General features: G+C 71.6%; 22 protein-coding genes and 1 riboswitch. Of the genes, 6 read left to right on the top strand and 16 right to left on the bottom strand.

Translation table 11 applies throughout. The annotated features are described in order from the left end of the window. Positions 1–12: 12 nt before the first annotated feature. Positions 13–156: a hypothetical protein gene (locus P2T65_RS12580; RefSeq protein WP_019402539.1), complete on the bottom strand. Its 144-nt coding sequence runs from the start codon at positions 154–156 to the stop codon at positions 13–15. Positions 157–248: 92 nt separating this feature from the next. Here P2T65_RS12580 and P2T65_RS12575 point away from each other — a divergent pair, with 92 nt between their 5' ends. The 3 genes from P2T65_RS12575 to P2T65_RS12565 are packed head-to-tail and all read left to right on the top strand — an operon-like array spanning position 249 to position 3,309. After that, positions 249–866, top strand: coding sequence for a shikimate kinase (locus tag P2T65_RS12575; protein ID WP_082831662.1), 618 nt, complete (start codon positions 249–251; stop codon positions 864–866). 11 nt (positions 867–877) lie between these two features. Further along, entirely contained in the window at positions 878–2,023 is a 1,146-nt protein-coding gene (aroB, locus tag P2T65_RS12570; RefSeq protein WP_276199897.1) for a 3-dehydroquinate synthase, read from the top strand. After that, positions 2,020–3,309 (top strand): HlyC/CorC family transporter, encoded by a 1,290-nt coding sequence (locus tag P2T65_RS12565; RefSeq protein ID WP_055459727.1) that lies wholly within the window; start codon positions 2,020–2,022, stop codon positions 3,307–3,309. Before aroB ends, P2T65_RS12565 begins: the two co-directional genes overlap by 4 nt. A 128-nt stretch (positions 3,310–3,437) precedes the next feature. On the opposite strand, the gene P2T65_RS12560 is transcribed toward P2T65_RS12565, so the two are convergent. Then, positions 3,438–5,228: a glucan ABC transporter ATP-binding protein/ permease gene (locus tag P2T65_RS12560; protein WP_276199896.1), complete on the bottom strand. Its 1,791-nt coding sequence runs from the start codon at positions 5,226–5,228 to the stop codon at positions 3,438–3,440. A 210-nt stretch (positions 5,229–5,438) separates the two neighbouring features. Between P2T65_RS12560 and P2T65_RS12555 the strand changes: the two genes are divergently transcribed. Together P2T65_RS12555 and P2T65_RS12550 are read left to right on the top strand one after the other, a co-directional pair. After that, complete coding sequence (locus P2T65_RS12555; protein ID WP_276199895.1) at positions 5,439–7,985, top strand: DUF3772 domain-containing protein; 2,547 nt, start codon at positions 5,439–5,441, stop codon at positions 7,983–7,985. Position 7,986: 1 nt separating this feature from the next. Then, positions 7,987–8,502 (top strand): CAP domain-containing protein, encoded by a 516-nt coding sequence (locus P2T65_RS12550; RefSeq protein ID WP_082464831.1) that lies wholly within the window; start codon positions 7,987–7,989, stop codon positions 8,500–8,502. Positions 8,503–8,508: 6 nt separating this feature from the next. Here the strand turns inward: P2T65_RS12550 and P2T65_RS12545 are convergent, their stop codons facing one another. Genes P2T65_RS12545 through cbiE form a run of 5 tightly spaced genes read right to left on the bottom strand, consistent with a single transcriptional unit; the run spans position 8,509 to position 13,160 of the window. Continuing rightward, entirely contained in the window at positions 8,509–10,011 is a 1,503-nt protein-coding gene (locus P2T65_RS12545) for a cobyrinate a,c-diamide synthase (protein WP_276199894.1), read from the bottom strand. Then, positions 10,008–10,790, bottom strand: a complete 783-nt coding sequence (gene cobA / locus P2T65_RS12540) for a uroporphyrinogen-III C-methyltransferase (protein ID WP_276199920.1) — start codon at positions 10,788–10,790, stop codon at positions 10,008–10,010. The genes P2T65_RS12545 and cobA overlap by 4 nt, the downstream gene beginning before the upstream one ends. After that, on the bottom strand, positions 10,790–11,563 hold the full coding sequence (cobM, locus tag P2T65_RS12535) for a precorrin-4 C(11)-methyltransferase (RefSeq protein ID WP_276199893.1): 774 nt from the start codon (positions 11,561–11,563) through the stop codon (positions 10,790–10,792). The genes cobA and cobM overlap by 1 nt, the downstream gene beginning before the upstream one ends. After that, complete coding sequence (locus tag P2T65_RS12530) at positions 11,560–11,934, bottom strand: cobalamin biosynthesis protein (RefSeq protein ID WP_276199892.1); 375 nt, start codon at positions 11,932–11,934, stop codon at positions 11,560–11,562. The genes cobM and P2T65_RS12530 overlap by 4 nt, the downstream gene beginning before the upstream one ends. After that, a complete protein-coding gene (gene cbiE, locus P2T65_RS12525; protein ID WP_276199919.1) occupies positions 11,931–13,160 on the bottom strand; it encodes a precorrin-6y C5,15-methyltransferase (decarboxylating) subunit CbiE in 1,230 nt (409 codons plus the stop codon). Before cbiE ends, P2T65_RS12530 begins: the two co-directional genes overlap by 4 nt. Positions 13,161–13,188: 28 nt before the next feature. Here cbiE and P2T65_RS12520 point away from each other — a divergent pair, with 28 nt between their 5' ends. Further along, positions 13,189–13,971, top strand: a complete 783-nt coding sequence (locus tag P2T65_RS12520; RefSeq protein WP_276199891.1) for a cobalt-precorrin-6A reductase — start codon at positions 13,189–13,191, stop codon at positions 13,969–13,971. Between the two features lie 107 nt (positions 13,972–14,078). On the opposite strand, the gene cobJ is transcribed toward P2T65_RS12520, so the two are convergent. From cobJ to P2T65_RS12475, 9 genes are all read right to left on the bottom strand, one after another. Next, positions 14,079–14,852: a precorrin-3B C(17)-methyltransferase gene (gene cobJ, locus P2T65_RS12515; protein WP_276199890.1), complete on the bottom strand. Its 774-nt coding sequence runs from the start codon at positions 14,850–14,852 to the stop codon at positions 14,079–14,081. Further along, positions 14,849–15,580, bottom strand: a complete 732-nt coding sequence (locus P2T65_RS12510) for a precorrin-2 C(20)-methyltransferase (RefSeq protein ID WP_276199889.1) — start codon at positions 15,578–15,580, stop codon at positions 14,849–14,851. Before P2T65_RS12510 ends, cobJ begins: the two co-directional genes overlap by 4 nt. Beyond that, positions 15,577–16,209, bottom strand: a complete 633-nt coding sequence (locus P2T65_RS12505) for a precorrin-8X methylmutase (RefSeq protein WP_276199888.1) — start codon at positions 16,207–16,209, stop codon at positions 15,577–15,579. The genes P2T65_RS12510 and P2T65_RS12505 overlap by 4 nt, the downstream gene beginning before the upstream one ends. Continuing rightward, on the bottom strand, positions 16,206–17,477 hold the full coding sequence (locus P2T65_RS12500; protein ID WP_276199887.1) for a precorrin-3B synthase: 1,272 nt from the start codon (positions 17,475–17,477) through the stop codon (positions 16,206–16,208). Before P2T65_RS12500 ends, P2T65_RS12505 begins: the two co-directional genes overlap by 4 nt. Continuing rightward, positions 17,474–20,959 (bottom strand): cobaltochelatase subunit CobN, encoded by a 3,486-nt coding sequence (gene cobN, locus P2T65_RS12495; RefSeq protein ID WP_276199886.1) that lies wholly within the window; start codon positions 20,957–20,959, stop codon positions 17,474–17,476. The genes P2T65_RS12500 and cobN overlap by 4 nt, the downstream gene beginning before the upstream one ends. Positions 20,960–21,007: 48 nt before the next feature. Further along, positions 21,008–22,057, bottom strand: a complete 1,050-nt coding sequence (cobW, locus tag P2T65_RS12490) for a cobalamin biosynthesis protein CobW (RefSeq protein ID WP_063188209.1) — start codon at positions 22,055–22,057, stop codon at positions 21,008–21,010. Positions 22,058–22,124: 67 nt separating this feature from the next. Beyond that, positions 22,125–22,553: a DUF1636 domain-containing protein gene (locus P2T65_RS12485; RefSeq protein WP_055459740.1), complete on the bottom strand. Its 429-nt coding sequence runs from the start codon at positions 22,551–22,553 to the stop codon at positions 22,125–22,127. Beyond that, positions 22,553–23,278, bottom strand: a complete 726-nt coding sequence (locus P2T65_RS12480) for a CbtA family protein (protein WP_276199884.1) — start codon at positions 23,276–23,278, stop codon at positions 22,553–22,555. The genes P2T65_RS12485 and P2T65_RS12480 overlap by 1 nt, the downstream gene beginning before the upstream one ends. Positions 23,279–23,284: 6 nt before the next feature. Then, positions 23,285–23,458 (bottom strand): CbtB-domain containing protein, encoded by a 174-nt coding sequence (locus P2T65_RS12475; RefSeq protein ID WP_055459742.1) that lies wholly within the window; start codon positions 23,456–23,458, stop codon positions 23,285–23,287. Between the two features lie 34 nt (positions 23,459–23,492). Further along, positions 23,493–23,683, bottom strand: a riboswitch (cobalamin riboswitch). Between the last annotated feature and the right edge of the window lie 2 nt (positions 23,684–23,685).

Here is a 23,685-nt window from a genome sequence, read left to right as displayed (position 1 = left end):
CAGCTGCCGGTGTCACTTGCCGAGACGGGAATTGGGAATGGTGACCGTGATCTCCCGCTCCTGCGGCTCGACGAAGGTGGCGAGCGCGAACATGCCGGCATAGACGGCGCCGACGATGAACCCGACGACGAAAAGGAAGCGAAACAGGGTGGGCACGTGTCGGAACCTGCCGTCAAAGTCCATGCCGCGGCCACCGTGGCGCGGCTTTCCTGTCCGTGATAGTGAAGCATCGAAGAGTGAATACCAAGATGACGAGCTATCAGGACATGGCGACCGTGGACGACAAGGCTCCACCGGCCGCCCTTGCGCCCGACGCGCTGCGCCGCAGCCTCGGCAAGCGCTCGATCGTGCTCGTCGGCATGATGGGCGCGGGCAAGAGCACGGTCGGGCGGCGGCTGGCCGCGAGGCTTGGCCTGCCCTTCATCGATGCCGACAACGAGATTGAGGCAGCGGCCGGGATGACGATTCCCGAGATCTTCGCCGCCCATGGGGAGGCTGCCTTTCGCGACGGCGAGCGGCGGGTGATCGAGCGACTTCTCGGCGAGGGGCCGCAGGTCCTCGCCACCGGCGGCGGTGCCTACATGAACGCGGAGACACGCGCCCGAATCGCCGAAGCCGGCATCTCGGTGTGGCTCAAGGCCGACCTCGATGTGCTGATCAAGCGCGTGCGCAAGCGCCCCAACCGGCCGCTGCTGCAGACACCCGACCCGGAAAAGACCCTGCGCGGGCTCATCGATCTGCGCTATCCGATCTATGCCGAGGCTGCCATCACCGTGATCTCGCGCGATGCCCCGCACGAGGCGGTGGTGGAGGACATCATCCGGCGCGTCTCCGCCTTCCTCCAATCGCCCGCCGGCCGCGCATAACGAGCCCTGCCGTGACAGCATCCCCTTCCCCCGCCCGCTCCGCCACCCCTGCGCGCGTCGTCAAGGTTCCGCTCGGCGAGCGGTCCTACGACATCCGGATCGGCCGCGGCGTCCTCGCCGAGGCGGGCTCCGCCATGGCAGCCCTCAAGCCCGCCGCCTGCGCCATCGTCAGCGACGAGACGGTCGCGAGGCTGCACGCTTCGGCGTTCGCAGCGTCCCTCGAAGGCGCCGGCCTCAGGACGTCCCTCGTCACCGTGCCGGCCGGCGAGCCCTCGAAAAGCTACGCCCGGTTCGCCGAGGTGTGCGACAGCATTCTCGCCGCGCGCATCGAGCGCGGCGACCTCGTGGTCGCATTCGGCGGCGGGGTGGTCGGGGACCTTGCAGGCTTTGCCGCTGCGGTCGTGCGGCGCGGCGTACGCTTCGTGCAGGTGCCGACGACGTTGCTCGCGCAGGTCGATTCTTCCGTGGGCGGCAAGACCGGCATCAACTCGCCCCACGGCAAGAACCTCGTCGGCGCCTTCCACCAGCCGAGTCTTGTCCTTGCCGACACGGCGCTGCTCGACACGCTGCCCGCGCGGGAGTTCCGCGCCGGCTATGCCGAGGTGGTGAAATACGGCCTGATCAACGACGCCGGCTTCTTCGACTGGTGCGAGGCGAACGGTACGCGCGTCTTCTCCCCCGGCGACGAGCGCGACCAAGCGGTGGCTGTCAGTTGCGCTGCCAAAGCCGCCATCGTCTCGCGGGACGAGCGCGAGACGGGCGAGCGGGCGCTGCTCAACCTCGGCCATACCTTCGCTCACGCGCTCGAGCGCGCCTGTCGCTACGACGGCAGCCGCCTGGTACACGGAGAGGCGGTCGCGATCGGCCTTGCCCTCGCCTTCCGCTTCTCGCAGCGACTCGGCCTGTGTCCCGGCCAGGACGCGGTGCGCGTCGCCCGCCATCTTCAGGCCGTCGGCCTGCCCTCGCGACTGCAGGACGTGCCCGGCGGCGCCGGCACGGCCGACAGCCTCATCGACGCCATGGGGCAAGACAAGAAGGTGGAGCGCGGGGCGCTCACCTTCATTCTGGCGCGCGGCATCGGCAAGAGCTTCGTTGCCAAGGGCATCGAGGCTGGCGCCGTGCACGACTTTCTCACGGAGGAACTGAAGCCGTCATGACGGCAGACCTTTGGCTTGCGATCGGTACCGTCTTCATCTGCCTCATTCTCTCGGCCTTCTTTTCCGGCTCCGAGACGGCGCTGACCGCCGCCTCGCGTGCGCGCATGCATGCCCTCGAAAAGGGGGGCGACGCGCAAGCCGGCATCGTCAACCGCCTGCTCTCTCTGCGCGAGCGGTTGATCGGCGCCATTCTCATCGGCAACAACATCGTCAACATTCTCGCCTCGTCGCTGGCGACGAGCGTGCTGGTTGCCTTCTTCGGCAGTGCCGGCGTCATCTATGCGACGGCGGTGATGACGGTGCTCGTGGTCGTGTTTTCCGAGGTGATGCCGAAGACAGTCGCCATCAATGCACCCGACCGGGTGGCGCTCCTCGTCTCGCGGCCGGTCGCTGTCTTCGTGGCGCTGTTCGGCCCCCTCGCGCTTGCCGTCGAAGCCATCGTGCGTCTGACGCTCAGGCCCTTCGGCGTCCGCATCGGCGAAAATCAGGCCATCCTTTCGGCCCACGAGGAATTGCGCGGGACGGTCGACCTGCTGCACCGTGAAGGCGGCGTGGTGAAGGACGACCGGGACATGCTCGGCGGGCTCCTCGACCTGCAAGATCTCGAGGTCTCGGACGTGATGGTCCACCGCACCAAGATGCGCACCATCAATGCCGAGCTGCCACCGCAGGAGCTCGTCAACGAGGTGCTCTCCTCGCCCTACACGCGCCTGCCCCTGTGGCGGGGCACAGGCGACAACATCATCGGCATCCTGCACGCCAAGGACCTGCTCCGGGCGCTCGCCGCCGCCGGCGGCGACGCGGAGAAGCTCGACATCGAGAAGATCGCCCTGCCGGCGTGGTTCGTCCCGGACACGACCGGCCTCGTCGACCAGCTGCGCGCCTTCCTGTCCAAGAAGACGCATTTTGCCCTCGTCGTTGACGAATACGGTGAGGTGATGGGCCTCATCACGCTCGAGGACATCATCGAGGAGATCGTCGGCGACATCAAGGATGAGCACGATATCATCGTGCAGGGCGTGCGGCCGCTGCCGGACGGCTCCATCAACGTCGACGGCTCGGTGCCGATCCGCGACCTCAACCGGGCCATGGATTGGGACCTGCCGGACGAGGAGGCGACGACCATCGCCGGCCTCGTCATCCACGAGGCGCAGACCATCCCCGAGCAGGGCCAGGCCTTCACCTTCCACAACTTCCGCTTCCAGGTACTGCGCAAGACGCGCAACCGCATCACTTTGCTCCGTGTGACGCCACTCATCCCGCGTCGCAAGGCGGCAGGGGAGTAGGGCATCAAAGGTTGCAGGCCGCCGCCGGTTCGGACGGCGCAAAGAGCAGCGGCTCGGCATGGCGGCGGGGGGCCGTGCGGCGATTTGGCCGCGGCCCCATGGCACGCACCATCATGACCCGCGGGACCTCACGTCTCGGCGATGCCGGCGCCCTCCGGCTGCGCCTCGGCCTCGGCCAGGAACTGCGCCCGGGCGAGGGCCGCGAAATGGCCGCCCTTGGCTACCAGCTCCGCGAAGCTGCCGCTCTCGATGATACGGCCGTCCGAGAAGACGAGGATGCGGTCGGCGTTGCGGATGGTAGCCAGCCGGTGGGCGATGACGAAGGTGGTGCGCCCAGTCATGACCGCTTCGAGCGCCTTCTGGAGCTTCGCCTCGGTCGCCGCGTCGAGCGCGCTCGTCGCCTCGTCGAGGATGAGGATCGGCGGGTTCTTGAGGAGGACGCGGGCGATGGAGAGGCGCTGGCGCTCACCGCCCGAGAGCGTGCGCCCGCGCTCGCCGATGACGGTGGCGAGCCCGTCCGGCTGACGGGCGAGAAAGTCGCTGGCCTGCGCCTTCGCGAGCGCCGCCCGCATTTCGCCCTCGCTCGCGTCAGGCTTGCCCACGGCAAGGTTCTCGGCGATGGAGCGGGCGAAGAGCATCGGCTCCTGGAAGACGACGCCGATGTTGTGGCGCAGGCTCTCGAGTGTCAGCGAACGGATGTCGCGCCCGTCCACCGTAATCGTGCCCGATTGCGGATCGAAGGCACGGTAGAGCAGGCCGAGCGTCGTCGACTTGCCCGAGCCGGTGGCGCCGACGAGCGCCACCGTCTCGCCGGGGGAGACGGTGAAGGTCACGTCCGCGACCGCGGCCCGCTTGCCATCGTAGGAGAAGCTCACCCCGTCGAACGCGACGGCGCCCGAGAGTTGCCGGGCGTCGATCGCGTCCGGCCGGTCGGCGACGGTGGGTGCAGTGTCGGCCACGGCAAAGAACTCGGCGATCTTCGGCGCCTGCATGAAGAGCACGTTGACGAAGCCGACCGCCTGCTCCAGCCGGCCGATGAGCAAGGTGGCGAGGCTCATGAAGGTGACGATCTCGCCGATGCTCGCCTCGTCACGCAGATGCAGCCAGGTGCCGAGAAGGAAGACGGCGAGGATCGTCAGCGTCGCCGCCGCGCGGGTCGAGATCGCGGCCAGCGCCCACCAGGACAGGACCGGCGTCTGGGCCGCGAGCAGCCGGTCCGTCGTCTCGCGCAGGGCGCGCGCCTCCGCCTCGATGCGCGTGAAGCTCTGGATGACGGGCACGTTGCCGAGGGCGTCGGAGGCCCGCTCGGCCAGCGCGCTGTGGTAGCGCTCGACCGTGCCCTGCTTCGTCTGCGTGCGCCTGAGGACGAAGTTGATCAGCACCGCGAAGACGAGCACGAGGACGAGCAGCAGCGCGCCAAGGCGCAGGTTGATGACGAGCGACAGCGGCAGCAGCACGACGAGCATGACGAAGGCGGCGCAATGCTCGCGGAAGAAGGAGAGCCACAGGCTCGCCATGCCGTTCGCGCCTTCCAGCATCACCTTGAGGAGCCGGCCGGAATGGGTCTCGCCGTGGAAGGACAGGGGCAGGCCGAGGACGTGCTCGAAGAGCCGGGCCATGACGGCGAGGCGCCGTCGATGCGACAGCCGATCAGCATGCAGCGCGACGACGACACCCATGGCGATTGAGAACAGGCCGAAGGCGACCCACAGACCGGCCAACAGGGAGAGACGGCGCATATCGAGCGGCACACCCGGCGACTGGGCCCGGGCAAGCACGTCGATGAGCCGGCCGAACAGCACGGGCTCGGCGAACAAAGTTGCGGCGAGTGCGATATTGGCGAGGGCGAGCGCGAGCGCCAAACGCGCCTCGTCCCTGAGGAGGCCGAGGACACGGACGTAGAGACGGATGATCGACATGGTGTCCGCGAAAGTGGACCGGGCCTGCAGCTTGCCCGCCGGCGCCTGCCGCCGCAACCCGCCCGTCCTGCGTTAACGCTTCCTTCACCAAAGGCCCGCTTGCTGCCCACAGAGCACAACTTCCCCGCCTTGTCTTTGCCGCAACCGCCAAAGAGGTTGCCGCGGGCGACGGCCGGGGGGCTGAGCCGAAGCAGCGGATGCCGCATGCGCATGACACATCCTGTCCCGATCCTTCCCCTTGCGGCGGCCATCGTCCTCGCCACCAGCCTTTCCATCGGCTTCTGCTGGCCCGCAAGCCTGGCCGCCGCTGCACAGGACGCGGCAGAGCAACGCCCCCCGGTGCTGGCAGCGCCATCGGGAGCGGTCGCGGAGCCGGGCAACGGTCAGGATGCCGCTATCCATCGGGCGCAGCTCGACGGGGTAAGGGCCCAGCTCGACCAGATCGAGAACGCCCTGACGCGCCAGGATCTTTCGGACGACGACCTGCAGCGGCTGCGCCAGCTGCTAGAGGCGCCAGCGGCGCGGATTCAGGCAACCCTCACGGCCCTGACGCCGAAGGCCGATGCCGTCAAGGAGCGCCTGACCCAACTCGGCCCGGCGCCGGCGGCCGGAGCCGCACCGGAGACGGCGGAGATCAGCCGTGAGCGGGAGGAACGCAGCCGCTCGCTGAAGGAGCTCGAGGACACGATTCGCCTCGCCAGGGCACTGCAGGTGCAGTCCGAGCAGATCCGGGCCACGTTGGCCGAACGGCGGCAGGCGGCCTTTACGCGCATGATCTTCCAGCGCACGCATAGCCTGCTCAGCCCTCATCTCTGGTCGCGCTTGCTTTCGGCCCTGCCGGGCGAGTTCGCCGCGCTCTCCACCGTTGCGCGCGACTGGCTGGCGACCTTCGAGCGGCGCGCCCGCAGCGGGGAGGTGCTGGCGCTGCTCGCCGCCCTCGGCATCGGGCTTGCCCTGCATTTCGCGCGCGTCCGGCTGCTGCCGCATGTCGCACGCCGCCCCGCGGAGGTGACGGACCCGAGCCGGCTGCGGCAGTCCGTGACAGCCCTCGGCATCGTGCTGGCCCAGACGGTGCCGGTCCTTGCCGGGGTGTTGGTGCTCTATCTTGCGCTCGAGAGCATCCAGCTGCTGCCGCCGCGGGTCGCGCCGATCGTCGGCACCTTCCTGACGAGCCTCGTCTTCCTCACCTTCGTGCGCTCTCTCGCCCACGGCCTCCTCGCCCCCGGCCTGCCTGCCTGGCGGCTGCTGCCGGCACAGGAGGTAACGGCGCGCATTCTCGTCACGGCAGTCACGACCGGCTCGGCACTGGTCCTGCTGTTCACCACACTCGAGCGCATCGCCGAATCGATCGGCGCCGACTATGCCGTCCTCGTCTTCCTGCGGGGCGTCCATGCTGTTGCGATCGCGGCGCTGCTGGCGGTGACGCTGCACCGAACGCAATCGACCGGTGCCAGCGACGAAGCCTGCCTCGGCCCCTATGTGCCCGACAGCCGGGCCGGCGGTCCTCTCAAGGCCCTTGGCTGGCTGGTGGCGGCGATCATCCTCATCGCCTGCCTCGCCGGCTACATCGCCCTCGCCACCTTCCTCGTCGAGCAGATCGTCTGGGTGGCGACGCTCGCGGCGGTGCTCTTCCTGCTGCTCGTCCTGGTCGAGGAAACCTTCGAGCACGCGATCCGCCCCAACAGCCGCTTCGCGCTCTCGCTGCAAACCAGCCTCGGGCTGCGCCGTCGCGCGCTCGACCAGCTGTCGGTGCTCGCGGGCGGCACGATCCGCATCCTGCTCGCCATCGCTGCCATCGTGCTGGTGCTCGCACCATGGGGAATCGAATCGTCCGACATCCTCGGCTCGCTGCGCAGCGGGCTCGCCGGCATCCAGCTCGGCGAGGTCAGACTGTCGCCGACAGCGATCGCCATCTCCATCGTCACCTTTCTCATCGTGATCGTGGTGACGCGGGCCGTGCAGCGCTGGCTCGACCAGAAGTTCCTGCCAGCGACGGAGCTCGATTCCGGGCTGCGCAACTCCATCCGGACGGCGACCGGCTATCTCGGCTTCTTCCTGGCGGTCGCGCTCGCAACGGCCCAGATGGGCCTCAGCCTGGAGAAGATCGCGATCGTCGCCGGTGCCCTCTCCGTCGGCATCGGTTTCGGCCTGCAGTCGGTCGTCAACAACTTCGTCTCCGGCCTCATCCTCCTGTGGGAGCGGCCGATCCGCGTCGGTGACTGGGTCGTCGTCGGCGACGAGCAGGGCTACGTGCGGCGCATCAACGTGCGCGCGACGGAGATCGAGACTTTCGACCGGGCAGCGGTCATCGTGCCCAATTCCAACCTCATCTCCGGCGTCGTCAAGAACTGGGTACACAACAACCGCATCGGCCGCATCATCGTGCCCGTCGGCGTCTCCTATGACGCCGATCCGGACGAGGTAGCGCGCATCCTCGAGAGCTGCGCCCGCGAGCATTCGGAGGTGCTGAGCGAGCCCGCTCCGACGGTCCTGTTCATCCGGTTCGGCGATTCCTCGCTCGACTTCGAGCTGCGTTGCTTCGTCGGCAATGTCGAGGCGTCGCTCGGCGTGAAGAGCGCCCTGCTCTTCTCCATCTTCCGAAAGCTGCGCGAGGCGGGCATCGAGATCCCCTATCCGCAGCGTGACCTCCACGTGCGCGGCACCGAACGGCTGGAACAGGTCCTCGAACGGCTGACAGATGCCACAAGGGCACCGCCGGCGCCCGCGAGTGCGGCCGAGACGTCCCAATCTTCATAGGATGACCATGGTGAACACCTCCTCCGTTCAGCAACTCCTGCGCCGCGCGCTTGCCGCAGCCCCGCTCGCGCTCCTGGCAGCCTGCTCCTCGCAGCCGGAGACGCAGCAGCCGGCCTTCTACCGCTCCCTCGCCTCGGCCGGTGCGAGCGTCGATGCCGCAAGCGCCGCGGGGATGATCTCGGCCTACCGCCGCAACCACGGCCTGCCGCCCGTCGCCGTCGACGCCGCCCTGCAGCGCGAGGCGCAGGCAGAGGCTGAGCGCATGGCGGCGGCCGACAGGCCGAGCTCGGCCGATGCGGTGAAGCAGCGCCTCGCCGCGGCGGGCGTCGCCTCTCCCGCCGTCAACCTCTCGGCCGGCTACCACACCATGGCGGAGGCCTTCTCCGGCTGGCGCGAATCGCCCCAGCACGACCGCACCATGCTGGCGCCCAGCGCGACGCGCCTCGGCATCGCCACGGCCTATGCGCCGGGGTCGAAATACAAGGTCTACTGGGCGCTGATCGTCGCCAGCCCCTGAGAGGGCTCAGCGCGGAGCGATAGCGTGAAAGAAGGTGCCGCTGACGCGCCCGCGCAGATGGCCCACCGGGCCGATGTCCGTTCCATGTGCATCGCGCACCTGCGCCAGGCAATCGACCTCGCCCGGGGCGCCGGCCGTCACCGAGGCATAGTGGAACTCGTGGCCGACGAGCACCGCGCCGGCGGAGCCGAGGACGCTGTCGCGGGCCAGCGTCGCGATGCGATAACCGAGGTGCAGGCGGCGCCTCGCGAAGGAGGTGACGACGGGCAGCAGGCCGGCCATGGCGTGCGTCACACCTTCGGCATCCTCCAGCGCCTCGCCCAGCACCATGTAGCCGCCGCATTCGCCGTGCACCAGCCGGCTGGCCGCGAACCCGCGGAGGCCGTCGAGGAAGCGCGCATTGCCGGCGAGTCGCCCGGCATGCAGTTCCGGATAGCCGCCCGGCAGCCAGCAGGCGTCGCAATCGTCCGCCGGCGGCTCGTCCTCCAGCGGCGAGAAGGGCACGATCTCCGCCCCCGCCTGCCGCCAGCCGTCGAGCACATGCGGATAGACGAAGGAAAAGGCCGCATCCTGCGCCAGCGCGATACGCCGGCCGGGCGGTGGCAGGCGGAGCGATGGGCGGCCGGGCGGTCGAAGGCTGGGCGATGAAGGACTGGGCGCCGTTCCCCTCCCCCCGCCTTTCGGTTGGAAGGGGCTAGGGGTGGGGGGTGTTCCCGCTTGGATGGGCCGGCTGTCGATCGTCGCGCCGCTGCCCCCCACCCCAACCCTCCCAACCGCAAAGCGGGGGGAGGGAGCCTGTCGCTCCCGGTCGTCGCCAGCGTTTTGCGATTGCCGCGCAGCGTGCAGCAAGGCGTCGAGATCGATCGACGCCTCCGCGAGGTCCGCCAGTGCGTCGAGGCGGGCGGCGAGGTCGGCCGTCTCGCCCGCCTGGACGAGGCCGAGGTGGCGCTCGGGCAGGATGATCTCCTTGCGGCGCATGACGACGCCGACGACGGGCAGGCCGATCCGCGCCATGCCGTCGGCCGAGAGGCGCCGGTGGCGCTCGCTCGCGACGTTGTTGAGGATGACGCCGGCGATCATCACGCGCGGATCGTAGCTGCGGAAGCCGAGAGCCGTCGCGGCCGCCGACTGCGCCTGGCCCGAGACGTCGAGCACCAGCACGACCGGCCAGCCGAAGCGGGCGGCGATGTCGGCGCTGGCGCCGGTCGCCCCCTCGCCGCCGGTCACACCGTCGAAGAGCCCCATGGAGCCCTCGGCAATGACGAGGTCGGCCGCCGCATGGTCGGTGACAAGATCCTCCAGCAGCGCCGGCGGCATGGCGAAGCTGTCGAGGTTGAAGCTCGGCCGCCCGGTCGCCGCGGCATGGAAGGCCGGGTCGATATAGTCCGGCCCGCATTTGGCGCCCTGCACGACAAGGCCGCGCCGGCTGAGCGCCCGCATCACCGCAAGCGTGATCGTCGTCTTGCCGGAGCCGGAGCGTGGGGCGGCGATGAGGAGGCCGGGGCTCACGAAGCCTCCTTCAGGCGAGCGGCGAGCATGGCGCGGAACCGCGCTATGGCGCCCACAGCGATTACCGCCGGCGCGTTGAGGCCGCCGCCAGCGGCGAGCGCGGCAAGCTCGTCGAGCGTGCCCTCCACAAGCCGCTCGTCCAAGGTCGAGACCCGCTCCACCGCGAGCGCTAGTGTCGCGCCCGACATGCCACCGGCCTTGAGTCCGGCAACGATGGCGGGCAGGTTGGCGACGGCCATGTAAAGCACGATGGGCACGCCCGCCCGGGCAAGCGCCGCCCAGTCCGCGCCCTCCTCGCCCGGCGCCGCATGGCCGGTAGCGAGAATGACGGCGTGGTTGGTGTCGCGCGTCGTCGCCGGAAGGGCGTGGGCGGCGAGTGCGGCAATGCCGCTCGACAGGCCGGGCACCACGTGGAACGGCACGCCGGCGGCGGCGAGCGCCAGCACCTCCTCGCCGCCGCGGCCGAAGACGAAGGGATCGCCTCCCTTGAGGCGCAGCACGCGCAGCCCCTCGCGCGCGAGCGCGACCAGCCGCTCTGAGATGTCGCGCTGGCACGCCGAGGGCTTGCCGCCGCGCTTGCCGGCATATTCGCGCCGAGCCGAAGACGGTGCGAGCGCGAGGATGCGCGGATCGACGAGCGCGTCGTGGACGATGACGTCCGCCTCGACGAGCGCCTTGACGGCATGGAGCGTCAGGAGCCCGGGATCGCCGGGGCCGGCGCCGACGAGCCAAACCGAGCCGGGCGCGAAGGCGGGCGTCTCGATCTCCGGCAGCCTCATCACGTCTCGCTCTCCCCCTCCTGCGGGCGGAAGCGCCGCGCATAGGTCTTCGTATAAAGCGCGCTGTCGCGGAAATCCTCGCGAGCCAGCGCCGGCCCGACGAGGATGAGCGCGGTGCGCTCCAGCTTCTCGCGCGCCACCTCGCCGGCGATGCCGGAGAGGGTACCCCTCAGGATACGCTCGTCCGGCCAGGACGCACGCCAGACCACGGCCGCCGGGCAATCCGGCCCGTAGTGCGGCGTGAGCTCATCCACCACCTTGTCGATGACATGGATGGAGAGATGGATGGCGAGCGTGGCACCCGTCGCGGCGAAGGCGGCGAGCTTCTCCCTGTCCGGCATGGGCGAGGCGCGGCTGCCGGTACGGGTGAGCACGAGCGACTGGGCGACGCCGGGCAGCGTCAGCTCTCGCCCGAGCGCAGCCGCAGCCGCGGCGAAAGCCGGCACGCCCGGCGTCAGCGTATAAGGAATGCCAAGGGCATCGAGCCGGCGCATCTGCTCGGCCACCGCGCTCCAGATGGAGAGGTCGCCCGAGTGGAGGCGCGCCACGTCCTGCCCGAGCGCATGGGCACGCTCGAACTCGGCGGCGATGGCATCGAGGTCGAGTCCGGCCGTATCGACGAGGCGCGCACCCGGCGGGCACCAGGAGAGGATCTCCGGCGGCAGGATGGAGCCGGCATAGAGGCAGACCGGACAGCGCTCGACGAGGCTGCGCCCGCGCAGGGTCATGAGATCGGCGGCGCCGGGACCCGCGCCGATGAAATGGACGGTCATGGCCCCTCCCCTTCCGCCACGGCGCAGGTCGCCCCCGCCTCTGCAAGGCGCGCCACGAGCAGGCGCGCGCCGCGTCCGGCGGCGACGAGCGCCGCCGCTTCGGCGACCGAGCCGACGCCGTAGCGGGCAAGGCTTTCGGGCGAGCGCGTCACCACGGCCGCCTCGACGGTCTGCATGGCCGCGCGCGATACCGGCGCGACCGGCAGGCCCAAGAGGCGCGCCGCCGCGGCCACCGCCGGCAGGTCCGCGCGCCAGTCGGGCACGGCGAGCACGGACGCCTCCAGTCCGGCATGGGCCAACGCTCGGCGTGCGAGCGCGGCAATGGCCGCGCCGTCGACAGCGCTGGTAAGACCGATGCCGAGGGCGATCATGGCTTGTCCACCATCCATTGCGTCACGGGCATCGCCGTGCGCCAGCCATGGAAGCCGCCGACCGGCTCGGCCCGGGCGACGGAGAGGCGCCGCAGCCGCCCGCCGTGGGCGGCGAAGAGTGCGGCGAGCCGCTGTTCGCTCTCCAGGGTCACGGCATTGGCGACGAGCCGCGCGCCGGTCGGCATGGCGGCCCAGGCCGCCTCGAAGACGCCGGCATCCGTCAGCCCGCCGCCGATAAAGACGGCCTCAGGCCGCGGCAGGTCGGCGAGCCCTTCCGGCGCCCGGGCTTCCACCACCGTGACAGCGATCGCGCCGAGCCTGTCCGCATTCGCCGCGGCACGCGCGGCGCGGTCCGGCCGCTCCTCGATGGCGAAGGCGCGGTTACGGGGATGGGCAAGGCACCATTCGATGGCGATGGAGCCGGCGCCGGCGCCAATATCCCACAACACCTCGCCCGCGCGCGGGGCGAGCGCCGCCAGGGTCACGGCGCGGATCTCGCTCTTGGTGAGCTGGCCGTCGTTGTCGAACCAGGCATCGTCGCGCCCCGGCACCAGCGTCACGACCCGGGCGTCCGGGCCGGCGAGGACCTCGACGGCGAGCGTGTTGAGCGGACCGATCCCGGCAAGATCGAAGCCTTGCGCCGACGCCACAAGGCGCCGCTCGCGCGGCCCACCCATGGCCTCGAACACGGTGAGGCGCGAGGCGCCGAAGCCACGCTCCGTGAGCAGCGTCGCCACCTTGCCGGGCGTCGTGCCGTCCCATGTCAGCACGATGAGCCGCGCACCGGGCAGCAGGTAAGGCACGATGCCGGCGAGCGCGCGGCCGTGCAGGCTGATGGTCGCGGCGTCCGGCAGCGACCAGCCGAGACGCGCGGCGGCGAGCGAGAAGGAGGAGGGCTGAGGCAGGCACAGCAGTTCGTCGGCCGGCACGAGGGCGGCGATCTGCGCGCCGATGCCATAATTGAAGGGATCGCCGCTGGCGAGGATGCACACCGGGCGGCCGCGATGGGCGAGGATTTCCGGAAAAGCCTCCTTGAGCGGGCTCGGCCAGGCGAGGGCCCGGCCGGGAAAGGGCGCGGCGAGCGCGAGGTGCCGCTCCCCGCCGACCACGAGCTCGGCCGCCTCGAGCGCCGCGAGCGCGGCGGGAGACAAGCCGCCGCGCCCGTCCTCCCCGATGCCGACAATCGTCAGCCAGGGCCCCGCGCTCATCCGCGCGGCGCTCGACATCGGCGCTGCGTTGGGCGAGAAGTCCGGCATGTCAGCGGCCATGCGCATTCTCCTTCTCGGCGGCACCAGCGAGGCGACGACCCTTGCCCGGCTCGTGGCGGAGGATACGCGGTTCGAGCCCGTGCTGTCGCTCGCCGGGCGCACGAGCGCGCCGGCCGCCGCGCCTGTCGCGACACGCATCGGCGGCTTTGGCGGCATGGACGGGCTGGCGCATTTCCTCGCCCGAGAACGGATTGCGGCCGTCGTCGATGCGACGCATCCCTTCGCCGCTCGCATGAGCGCGAATGCGGCCGCCGCCTGCGGGATGGCGGGCGTGCCGCTTCTCGCCCTCACGAGGCCGTCGTGGCAGCATCGGCCGGATGATAACTGGATCGAGGTCGCCGACATGGCGGGCGCGGCGGCGGCGCTCGGCACGACGCCTGCCCGCGTCTTCCTCACCATCGGGCGCCAGGAACTGTCCGTTTTCGCCGCGGCGCCCCAGCACCATTATGTCGTGCGCAGCATCGAGCCGGCGAAGGGGCTTCTCGCGTCCGCCACGCTCATCCGGGCGCGCGGGCCGTTCGCGGTGGAGGACGAGGTGGCGCTGATGCGGCGTGAGGCGATCGATGTCGTCGTCTCGAAGAATGCCGGCGGCCGCGCCACCGAGGCCAAGATCATCGCGGCCCGCAAGCTCGGCCTGCCCGTCGTCATGGTGCGACGGCCCGACCGGCCTGACGTGCCGATGGTCGAGACCGCCGAGGCGGCGCTGGCATGGCTCATTGCCAGGCACCGGAGCGCCAGCGCCCCCCCCCCCTTGGGGGGGGTGGGTTAGGGAGGGGGGTAGCGCCATCCGCTGTACAAGCGACCGGCGCCCGGCCTGACGCCCCCCACCCCCGACCCCTCCCCACAAGGGGGAGGGGAGAATTGACGCCGCTCTGTTCATCGCCCGCCTCCGTAGCTGCGCGGCGTGTAGACCCAGGGTCGTTCACCGGCCGGCCGTCGCACGCAGCGCGTCGTCGAGGCCCCGATAATGACGAGGGTCGCCATGTCGGCGAGGCCGCCGGCCGCCTCGGCGAGAGGCATCACCGTCAGCTTCTCGTCGGCACGCCCCACGGCCCGGGCGAAGATGACGGGCGTTTCCGGCGCGCGATGCTCGCGGGCGATGGCGAGGGCGCGCCCGAGCTGCCAAGGCCGCGCGCGCGAGATGGGGTTGTAGAGGCAGATGACGAAATCGGCCGACAGCGCCGCAGCGAGCCGCTTCTCCAGCACCTCCCAGGGCTTCAGATTGTCGGACAGGGAGATGGCGCAGAAATCGCCGCCGAGCGGCGCGCCGGCCCGGGCCGCGGCGGCGAGCATGGCGGTGACGCCGGGCTCCACCTGGATGTCGAGCCCCGCCCAGGCGGGATCGCCCCCTTCGACCGCCTCGAACACGGCCGCCGCCATGGCGAAGACGCCGGGATCACCGCCCGACACGACAACCACCCGCCGGCCCTCGGCGGCGAGCGTGAGCGCGTGGCGCGCCCGCTCCAGCTCCACGCGGTTGTCGGAGGCGTGGCGGCGCTGGTCGGGCCGCAGGTCGCCGAGGCGGTCGAGATAGGGTCCGTAGCCGATGAGGTCGCTCGCGCCGTCAAGCGCGGCGCGCGCCGCCGGCGTCAGCCAGTGCGGCTCGCCGGGCCCGAGGCCGACGATGACGAGACGGCCCGGCGCGCTCACAGCCGGCGCCCCTCGCCGGGCACCAGCACCATGGCGAAATAGGGCGCTTCGTCGTCCGCCTTCTCGGCGAGGGGGCAGACGATCTCGCCGTCCATCGTGCCGCGCTCGACGAAGACAGCGCGCTCGATGAGCCCGGCCTCGATCAGCGCCGCACGCACCTTGGGGAGGTTGCGGCCGAGCTTCATGATGACGGCGGCGTCCGTCGTGCCGAGACGGCGCACCAGGTCCTCCTTCGCGAGCGTCGCCGGCAGCACCGTGAGCACGTCGTCGCCCCAGGTGATGGGCACGCCGGCGCGTGACCAGCAGCCCGACATGCCGGTGACGCCCGGCACCACCTCCACCGCGAAGCGCCCCCGCAGGCGCCGCCACAGATGCATGAAGGAGCCGTAGAAGAAGGGGTCGCCCTCGCATAGCACGGCGACATCGGTGCCGGCGGCGAGTTCCCGGGCGATCGCCTCGGCCGCCTCGTCGTAGAAGGACGTGATGGCGGCACCGTAGCCCGGATCGGCGACGGCGATCTCGGTCGTCACCGGATAGACGAGGGCCATTTCGCGCCTGCCTGTGCCGATGGCCGCATCCGCGATGGTGCGGGCATGGCCGCGCCGCCCCTTCTTGGCGAAATGGGCGACGACGCCCGCCTCGAGCACCACTGCGCGGGCGCGCAGCGTCACATAGCCGGCGTCGCCCGGCCCCATGCCGACACCGAAGAGCTTGCCTGGGGTGGTCATTCGCTATCGCTCGCAAGGGCGTTGACCGCCGCGGCCGCCATGGCGCTGCCGCCGCGCCGGCCGTGGACGACGAGGTGCGGCACGCGCCCGTCGGCGGCGAGCGCCGCCTTCGATTCGGCCGCGCCGACGAAGCCGACGGGGATGCCGATGATGGCAGCCGGCAGCGGCGCGCCCTCGTCCAGCATTTCCAGCAGACGGAACAGCGCCGTGGGCGCATTGCCGACGACGACGAGGCTGCCGGCGAGCCGCGCGCGCCACAGCTCCATGGCCGCGGCGGTGCGGGTGTTGCCGATCTTCTCGGCGAGGGCCGGCACGCGCGGGTCGTCGAGCGTGCAGACGACCTCGTTGCCCGCCGGCAGGCGCGCGCGGGTGATGCCGTTCGCCACCATGCGCGCGTCGCAGAGGATGGGCGCGCCCCGGCGCAGGGCCGCCGCCGCCGCTTCCGCGAAGCCGCCGGACATGTCGACGTCCTGCGACAGGTCCGTCATGCCGCAGGCGTGGATCATGCGCACGACGACGCGCTCGGCGGCGCCGGAAAAGCGCGCAAGATCCGCCTCGGCGCGGATGATGGCGAAGGAAGCGCGATAGATCGCCGCCCCGTAGCGCTCGTAATCGTAACGGCCGCTCATCGCGGCATCTCCTTCCCCGGTTCAGATCCCAACGCGCGGACGAGGGAAGCGATTGCCTCGCCCCGCGACGGGCCAGTCGCGACAACCTGCTGCAGCAGCGCCTCGATCTCCGCCGCTGAGCGGACGGCGAGCGGCGCATCGCGCACCGTGCCGTCGAGCACCACGCCATAGCCGCCCGCCTGGGCCACCAGCGTGAGCGGCGCTGGCGCCTGGCGCGCACAGCCCTTGGCGCAGCCCGAGACATGCACGGCGCCGAGGAGCCCGGCCACGCCGGCGAGGCGCAGGGCATCGGCCTGCGCCGGCGCGAAGGCGCTCCGGCAGGCCGGCCGCCCCGGACAGGCGACAAGCAAGGCACGCGGATCATCGGCATCGACGATGAAGCCGGCCGCCCGCGCCTCGCGCATCAGCCCGTCCGCCGCGTCCCTGTCAAGATGCGGGATGAGCACGGCTCGGGACGGCGTCAGGCGCAGTTCTCCCGCGCCGTGGCGGCCGGCCCAACCGGCGAGCCGGCGCATGTCGGCAGCGGCGAGGCGGCCGAAGGCCGGGGCGACGGCGAGGATCGGTTGCTCGCCGGCTGGCAGAAGGCCGAGGTAATTAGCCGGCACATCGCTTCGTTGTCGGGGACTACGCTTGGCGGCGCGACGGGCGAGGAACTCCAATACCAGCGCCACGATCCGGGCCGGGAGCCCGGCCTCCTGTCTCCTCCTCCCTTGCGAAGGAGGGGAGCAGGGCGTGTCCGCCTCAGGCGGTTGCGCGCCGGGAAAATGGACGACAGCGTTGCCGTCGGCATCGATGGCGACCTCGACGTCCGCTGCCACGGCGGGCGCGGTGCCTGCATGTCCAAGGGCGATGCAGAACTTGCCGGGGAGCTTCGCGCGCAGCGGCCGCAGCTCGGCCTCGATGGCATCAGCGAGCGGGCGCAGATCGCGCAGTCCGTCGAGACCCGCGAGCGGATGCAGAAAGACGATGCGCTGCGGTCCCGTTGCCGGCAAATCATCGATGAAGCCGAGTCCGGCGAGCGCGTCAGAGAGCGCGCCATGATCGGCCTCGGCAACACCGCGCAACTGCAGGTTGCCGCGGCTCGTCACATCGGCGAGGCCGTTGCCGTAGCGCTCAGCCAGATCGGCGAGCCCTCCAAGCTGTGCCGCCGTCAAGGAGCCGTGGCGCGGGTGGATGCGCACGAGCAGGCCGTCGCCGGTCGCCATGGGGCGGGCGATGCCCGGACACCAGCCGCGTCGGCTGGCCGGTACGGGAGCCGCGCCGCTCATGCCGCGGCCTCCTGGACGAGGGTCTCCAGCCGGGTGGCGGCGGAATTGAGCCGCGAGCGCCACAGGCCGCGGCGGCGGGCCGCGGCGAAACGCTCGAGGATAGCACCGGCGGCCGGGGGATTGGCCTCCCGCACCTGGGCGAAAACCGCCTCGTCGCCGACATAGGCGGAAAACAGCATGTCGAACTGATGGTCCGACACTGCGCCCGTGGTGGCCGCACAGATGAAGACGGCATCGAGCGACTGGGCGAGCTCCGCAGCGCCGCGCCAGCCGTGAGCGAGCTGGCCGGCGATCCAGCGCGGGTTGGCGAGCCGGCCGCGGACGAGGCGGGCGACGTCCTCCTCCACGGTGCGCACGCGCGGCGCCTCCGGCCGGCTGGTATCGAGACTGAAGACGAGCGCCCCGTCCCGCCCGGCGACGGCGAAACCGCCGATGGCCTCCATGGCGTCGTCGCCGTCGAGGATGTCGCGCTCGCGCGTGTCGGACACGTGGACGAAGGCATCGGCCGCCGCGAGCCGCTCCGCGAAGGAGGCATCCCGGCGCGCCGGCCCGGCACCATAAGCGTGGTCGGTCGCGGCCAGGTAGAGCGCGGCGAGGTCCGCGCGCGCGGCGTCGTCATCCGCCAGGACCCGGTCCGCCAGCCCCATGCCGTAGCGGCCCGGCGCGGCGCCGAAGACGCGGGACAGGAGGCCACCGGCGCGGCGCGCGGCGGCGAGCGGGTTCCAGCCGTCCTCCTCGTCGAGCGCCGCGACCGCCCGCGCCGCCTGGTCGAGCAGCGCCAGCTGGACGGGGAAGGTATCACGAAAGGCGCCCGAGACGCGCAGGGTGACGTCGACGCGCGGCCGGTCGAGCAGCGCCAGAGGCAGGATGGTGAAGCCGCCGACACGGCCGGAGGCATGGTCCCACTCCGGCTTCGCGCCCATCAGCGCCAGCGCGTGGGCGATGTCCTCACCGCCGGTGCGCATGGTGGGCGAGGCCCACAGGTCCATGACGATGCGGCGCGGCCAGTCGCCCGTCTCCTGCAGATGGCGGCGGACCACTTCGGCGGCGGCGCGCTCGCCGAGCCGGGTGGCAGCCGGGGTGGGGACGGCGCGCGGATCGAGCGTCGTCATGTTGCGGCCGGTGGGCAGCACCTCCACCTGCCCGCGGGCAGGCGATCCCGATGGGCCCGGCGGCACGAAACGCCCGTCGAGCGCGGCGACGAGTGCCTCACGCTCGGCCGCGCCGCTCGCCGCGACAGCCTCGGCCACGCGCGCGGCCTCCGGTTCGTCGAGCCCGGCGATCTCGGCCAGAAGACGCGCCCGCTCAGGTGCCGCGGGGCTGCGGCCGAAGACGTGCAGTCCCGCGGCGAACGAAACTTCGGCGAGATCGCAAAGATGCGCATCGAGCGCGCTCAGCGCCTCCGCCATCCCCATGCCCGGGACGATGCCGCACTCGGCGGCGAGGCCGGCGGCTTCGGCACGCGACAGGATGTCCTCGGCAAGGAGTGTCGCCCGGCGCGGGTCGAGCACCTGTGCGCCGGCATATTCCTCCACGAGGTCGCGCAGTCCGGCCGCCTCGCCGTGGAGTCCACCGATGGCGAGCGGCGGCGTGAGATGGCCGAGCGTCAGGGCCGCGATACGCCGCTTGGTGGGCGCCGCCTCGCCGGGATCGTTGACGATGAAGGGATAGATCACCGGCAGGTCGCCCGTCACCACCTGCGGCCAGCAGACGCCCGATAGCGCTACGGCCTTGCCCGGCAGCCATTCCATGGTGCCGTGCGTGCCGAGATGGACGAGGGCATCGACGCCGGAGCGCCTGAGCGCCAGATAGAAGGCGAGATAGCCGTGGCAGGGCGGCACGTCCGGCGCGTGATGCAACGCCTTCCTGTCGGCGTCAGGCAGGCCGCGGCCCGGCTGCAGGGCGGCAAGCGCCTTGCCCGCGCGCAGCACGGGGAAGACGAAATGGCCGTCGCGACAGGCGGGGTCCGATTCAGGCGCGCCCCAGCGGTCCAGAACCTCCGCCTGCAGCGCGGCGGGCAGGGCGGAGAACCAGGCGCGGTAATCGGCAAGGGACAGGAGCGCTTCGCCGGGGGCCGCCGAATCTCGGGAGAGATCAGCCGCGGCGACCGGGTGCCCCCTGGCCCCCTCCCCCCGCAAGCGGGGGGAGGGAGGCACGGCGCCCGTCAGCCGCGGCATCACGTCGGCCACATCGAAGCTGCGGCGTGTGTCGAAGCCGACCGCGGCGAGATCGTCGAAGATGGCGCAGAGGCTCGCCGGCGTGTCGAGCCCAACGGCATAGCCGGCGCGGCCGGCACGGGCAGGATAGTCGGACAGGACGAAGGCAAGGCGCCGCTCGCCGCGCGGCGTCGCGGCAAGGCGCGCCCAGCGGGCGGCAAGGTCCGCGACCGCCGCCACTCCCTCCGGATCGGCGACCTTGCGCCGGCCGACGAAATCGGCCGCGGGCACGTCGAGCGCCCATTCCTTGAAGGCGACGGCGCGGCCGATGAGGCGCCCGTCCGCCTCCGGCAGCACGACCTGCATGGCAAGATCCGCCGCGGCGAGGCCGGCCGGCGCCTCCGCCCAGGCCTCGCGCGTGCTGCCCGAGACGATCGCCTGGATGACGGGCACCCCGGCCGCGTCGAGGACGAAGCCGGCATCGTCCCGCGCCGAAAAGCCCGTCAGCGCGACGATCACGGCGGGCGGGCGCAACGCGAGGAGCCGGCGCAGCGGCTCGGCGACGGCAGGGTCCTTCAGGCTGGTGAGCGCCAGCGGCAGCGGCGCGAGGCCACGCACGGCCAGGGCTTCGGCAAGGGCTGCGACCGGCGCGACATCCCCGGCCGCGAGCGCCGAACGATAGAAGAGGAGCGGCACGACCGGCCGGTCCGCCGGCAGGCTTGCGAGCGCCGCCACGGGCTCCACGGCCCCGCCCTCCGCCGACCAGGCGACGAGCGGCGGCAGCGGCGCCGGCGGTGCAGACGCGGTCTCGCTCGCCGCTTCATGGCCGAGGGCGGCGGCGATGCGGCCGAGCATTGCCTGCATCGCTGCCTCGCTGCCGGCCGAGAAATCGGCATGGAGCGCGCGCAGCAGGTCCGGCGAGGCGCTGGAGAGCGCCATGAGCGCAGGGTCGGGCCGCGGTTCGCCGGGCACCGCCGCGAGCATCAAGCCCGTCTCCCGCGCGAGCTGTGACAGGCGCTCGAGGCCGTAGCGCCAGTAGTCGACGCCGCCGAGGCAACGCACCAGGACGAAACGCGCCTTCGCCGCCACCTGATCGACGTAGAGGTCGACCGACAGGGGATGGCGCAGCCGCTTGAGGTCGGCGAGGCGCAGGCTGGGAAAGTCGCTGCCGGAGCGAGCATGGGCGAGACGGGCATGGGCGGCCGCGACGAGCGCAAGGTCGCTGTCGGCGAAGGAGAGCACGACAATGTCGCCCGGCGACTGGGCGACATCCACCGCCTCGTTCGCCTCGTCGAGCGTCACGGATGTCGTCGCGAGGAGGTGCATTGCCTCCGTCCCTCACCTCTCACGCGGGCCGGCGGGCCCGCGCGTCCCTCACCCGGCGAGCGCGCCCGCCACCGCAGCCTGGTCGAAGCCCTTGAGGCCTATGACGACGAGCCGGCCCGCGCGCTCCTCACCCGGCTTCCATGCCCGGTCGAAATGATGGCCTACTCGGGATCCCACCGCCTGCACCACGAGCCGCATGGGCTTGTCCGGCAGCGCGAGGAAACCCTTGATGCGCAGGACGCCATCCACCGCGCCCGCGGCGGCGACGCGCCGGGCGATCTCCTCGGGCGAATCGACATCGGCCACCGGGAAGACAGCGCTCTCGAAGTCGTCGTGGTCGTGCTCGCCGATGTCGTCATGGTGCGACGGACGGGCGGCAAGGTCGTTCTCCGCCGCCGCGCCGAGGCCGATCAGCACGCGCGCGTCGATGGCGCCGTTGGCCGCCGGCACGATCTTGACCGCGCGCGGCAGTTCGCTGGCAATCTGTGCTGACACGGCCTCGATCTCGGCCGAGCTCATCAGGTCCGTCTTGTTGAGCACGATGAGGTCGGCGCACAGAATCTGGTCCTCGAACACCTCCTCGAGCGGATTGTCGTGGTCGAGCGTCTCGTCCGCCGCACGCTGCGCCGCCAGCGCGGCGGGATCGTCGGCAAAGCGCCCCTCCGCCACGGCCGGCCCGTCGACCACGGCGACGACGCCGTCGACGGTGACGCGCGAGCGGATCTGCGGCCAGTTGAAGGCGCTGACGAGCGGCTTGGGCAGGGCGAGGCCCGAGGTCTCGATGACGATGTGGTCGGGCGCCGGCTCAATGGCGAGCAACCGGTCGAGCGCCGGCACGAAGTCATCCGCCACCGTGCAGCACAGGCAGCCGTTGGGCAGCTCCACCACCGCCTCCTCCGGGCAGCCGGCGATGCCGCAGCCGGAAAGGAACGAGCCGTCGAAGCCGACGTCGCCGAATTCGTTAACGATGACGGCAATGCGCCGGCCGTGGCCGCCCTCGAGGATGCGGCGCACGAGGGTCGTCTTGCCCGCGCCAAGGAAGCCGGTGACGATGGTACACGGCACCTTGGCCGTCGTTGCTGGAAGGGTCGCTTGCATCTGTCGGTCCAGTCTGCCGCATCACGGCGGCACAAGAAAATCGGGGGCTGCGCCAGGAGCGGCGCGGCTAGTCCTGCGTCAGCGCATCGCTGCCGCTCAGGGCCGGCGTCGGCGTCTGCGGGCGAAAGGCCAGGGGCGGCACGCGCGCGACGACGCCCTTACGGAAGGGCAGCGGCCGCTCCTTCCAGGCGATGATGCCGTTCTCGGTGGCGCCATAAGCCCGTGCGGCAGCGGCGATGTCGTCGAGATGGGCCTCGTTGTCGAGGTCACCGACGAGATAGGTCCACTTGCCGTCACCGACGAGCGCCACCGTGCAGGGGCGGTTGCAGACGGCGAGGCACTCGACCGGCACCACCGCGGCGCCGGGCGCGTCATCGGCCAGCCGGTCGGCGAGGCGCTCGGCGAGCACGCGGCCCGGCTCATCGAAGCCGACGGCATTGTCGGCGCGCCGCCGGCAGGAGACGCAGACGAAGACGGTGACGTCGGGCGCCGCCATCACGCCTCACCCGCCCGGCGGGCCAGATGCTGCCAGAGGAGACCGACGAGGAGCCCGGTCAACAGCCACAGCACCGCCTGGACGGCAAGCGAGGTGGCGGCGAACTGGGCGGCGAGTTCGGCCGGCACGCGGCTCTCGTAGGCGGCCGGATGCGGCGCGCCGACGACGTGCGGCGCCGCGATCATGGCAAGGGCGATAGCTCGGGCCCAGAACGCGCCGTGGTGCACGAACAGCCACAGGCCGCCCGCGGTCAGCGCCGCCGTCGCGATCCACCAGACCTGCCGCGCCAGCAGCGGCGCGGCGGCGCTGCCGGGCAGTTCCGGCGCGAGGCCAAGGGCCGGTGCAAGCCCGGCGGCGAGGAAGGCGGCGAAGGCGAAGCCGAGGGCCCGGCGCTCGTCGATGCGCCCGCCTGCCGCGATCATGGCGGCGAGGATGACGAGGGCGAAGCCGACGGCCGTGACGATCGTGGTAAGCCCGGTCAGCAAGGTCCTGCCGGCATCGAAGCCGGCCTCACCGCCCGATGCGGCAGCACCGGCGCCGTGGCCGCCGTGAGCGAGGATGATATTGGCCGGCACCAGCAGGCCACCGGCCTGCTGCTCGGCCTCGACCTCATAGACCTCCGCCGCCAGGATCAGCGGCGTCGTGGTGAAATGCTGCAGGACCGCAACCGCAAGCCCGGCAACGAGGCCGGCCACAAGGCCGACCGCGAGCACGCGTTGAAGCATTGCCCGTCAGTGGCAGGGGAAGCTCAGGGCGTGGCGCGTGTCGTGGGCGGCATCGTGGATGGTGTCGGGATGGGCGAAGCCCGTCACGAAGACGAGGCCCGTGCCGAGGACGAAGGCGAGAAGCGCCGCCTTGAAGGCTTCGGCGCGGCTGGCAACGCGGGCGGTTGCGACTGCGGTCATCGTGCATCTCCCTGGCTGCCACACCCGGCAGCCTCACGCGTGGATCGGCGACGGCAGGTCTCCTGGCTTGCGGCTCTCGTCCCCGGGCCGCCTTCCCGGGACCCGTGGGTCCCAGTGGCATCCGGCCCGGCGCTTGCCGCCTACAGTTGCGGGGGCAGCCGCGGCTTTCGACCGCGTTCCCTTTTCACCTCGCGGGAGCGAGGCACCGTCACCGGCACATTACCGTT

This window comes from Chelatococcus sp. XZ-Ab1 (genome assembly GCF_029309855.1).
GTDB classification, from domain to species: Bacteria; Pseudomonadota; Alphaproteobacteria; order Rhizobiales; family Beijerinckiaceae; genus Chelatococcus_A; species Chelatococcus_A sambhunathii.
The sequence above is the reverse complement of the archived record's forward strand: the minus strand, read 5'-3'. Positions and strand labels throughout refer to the sequence as shown.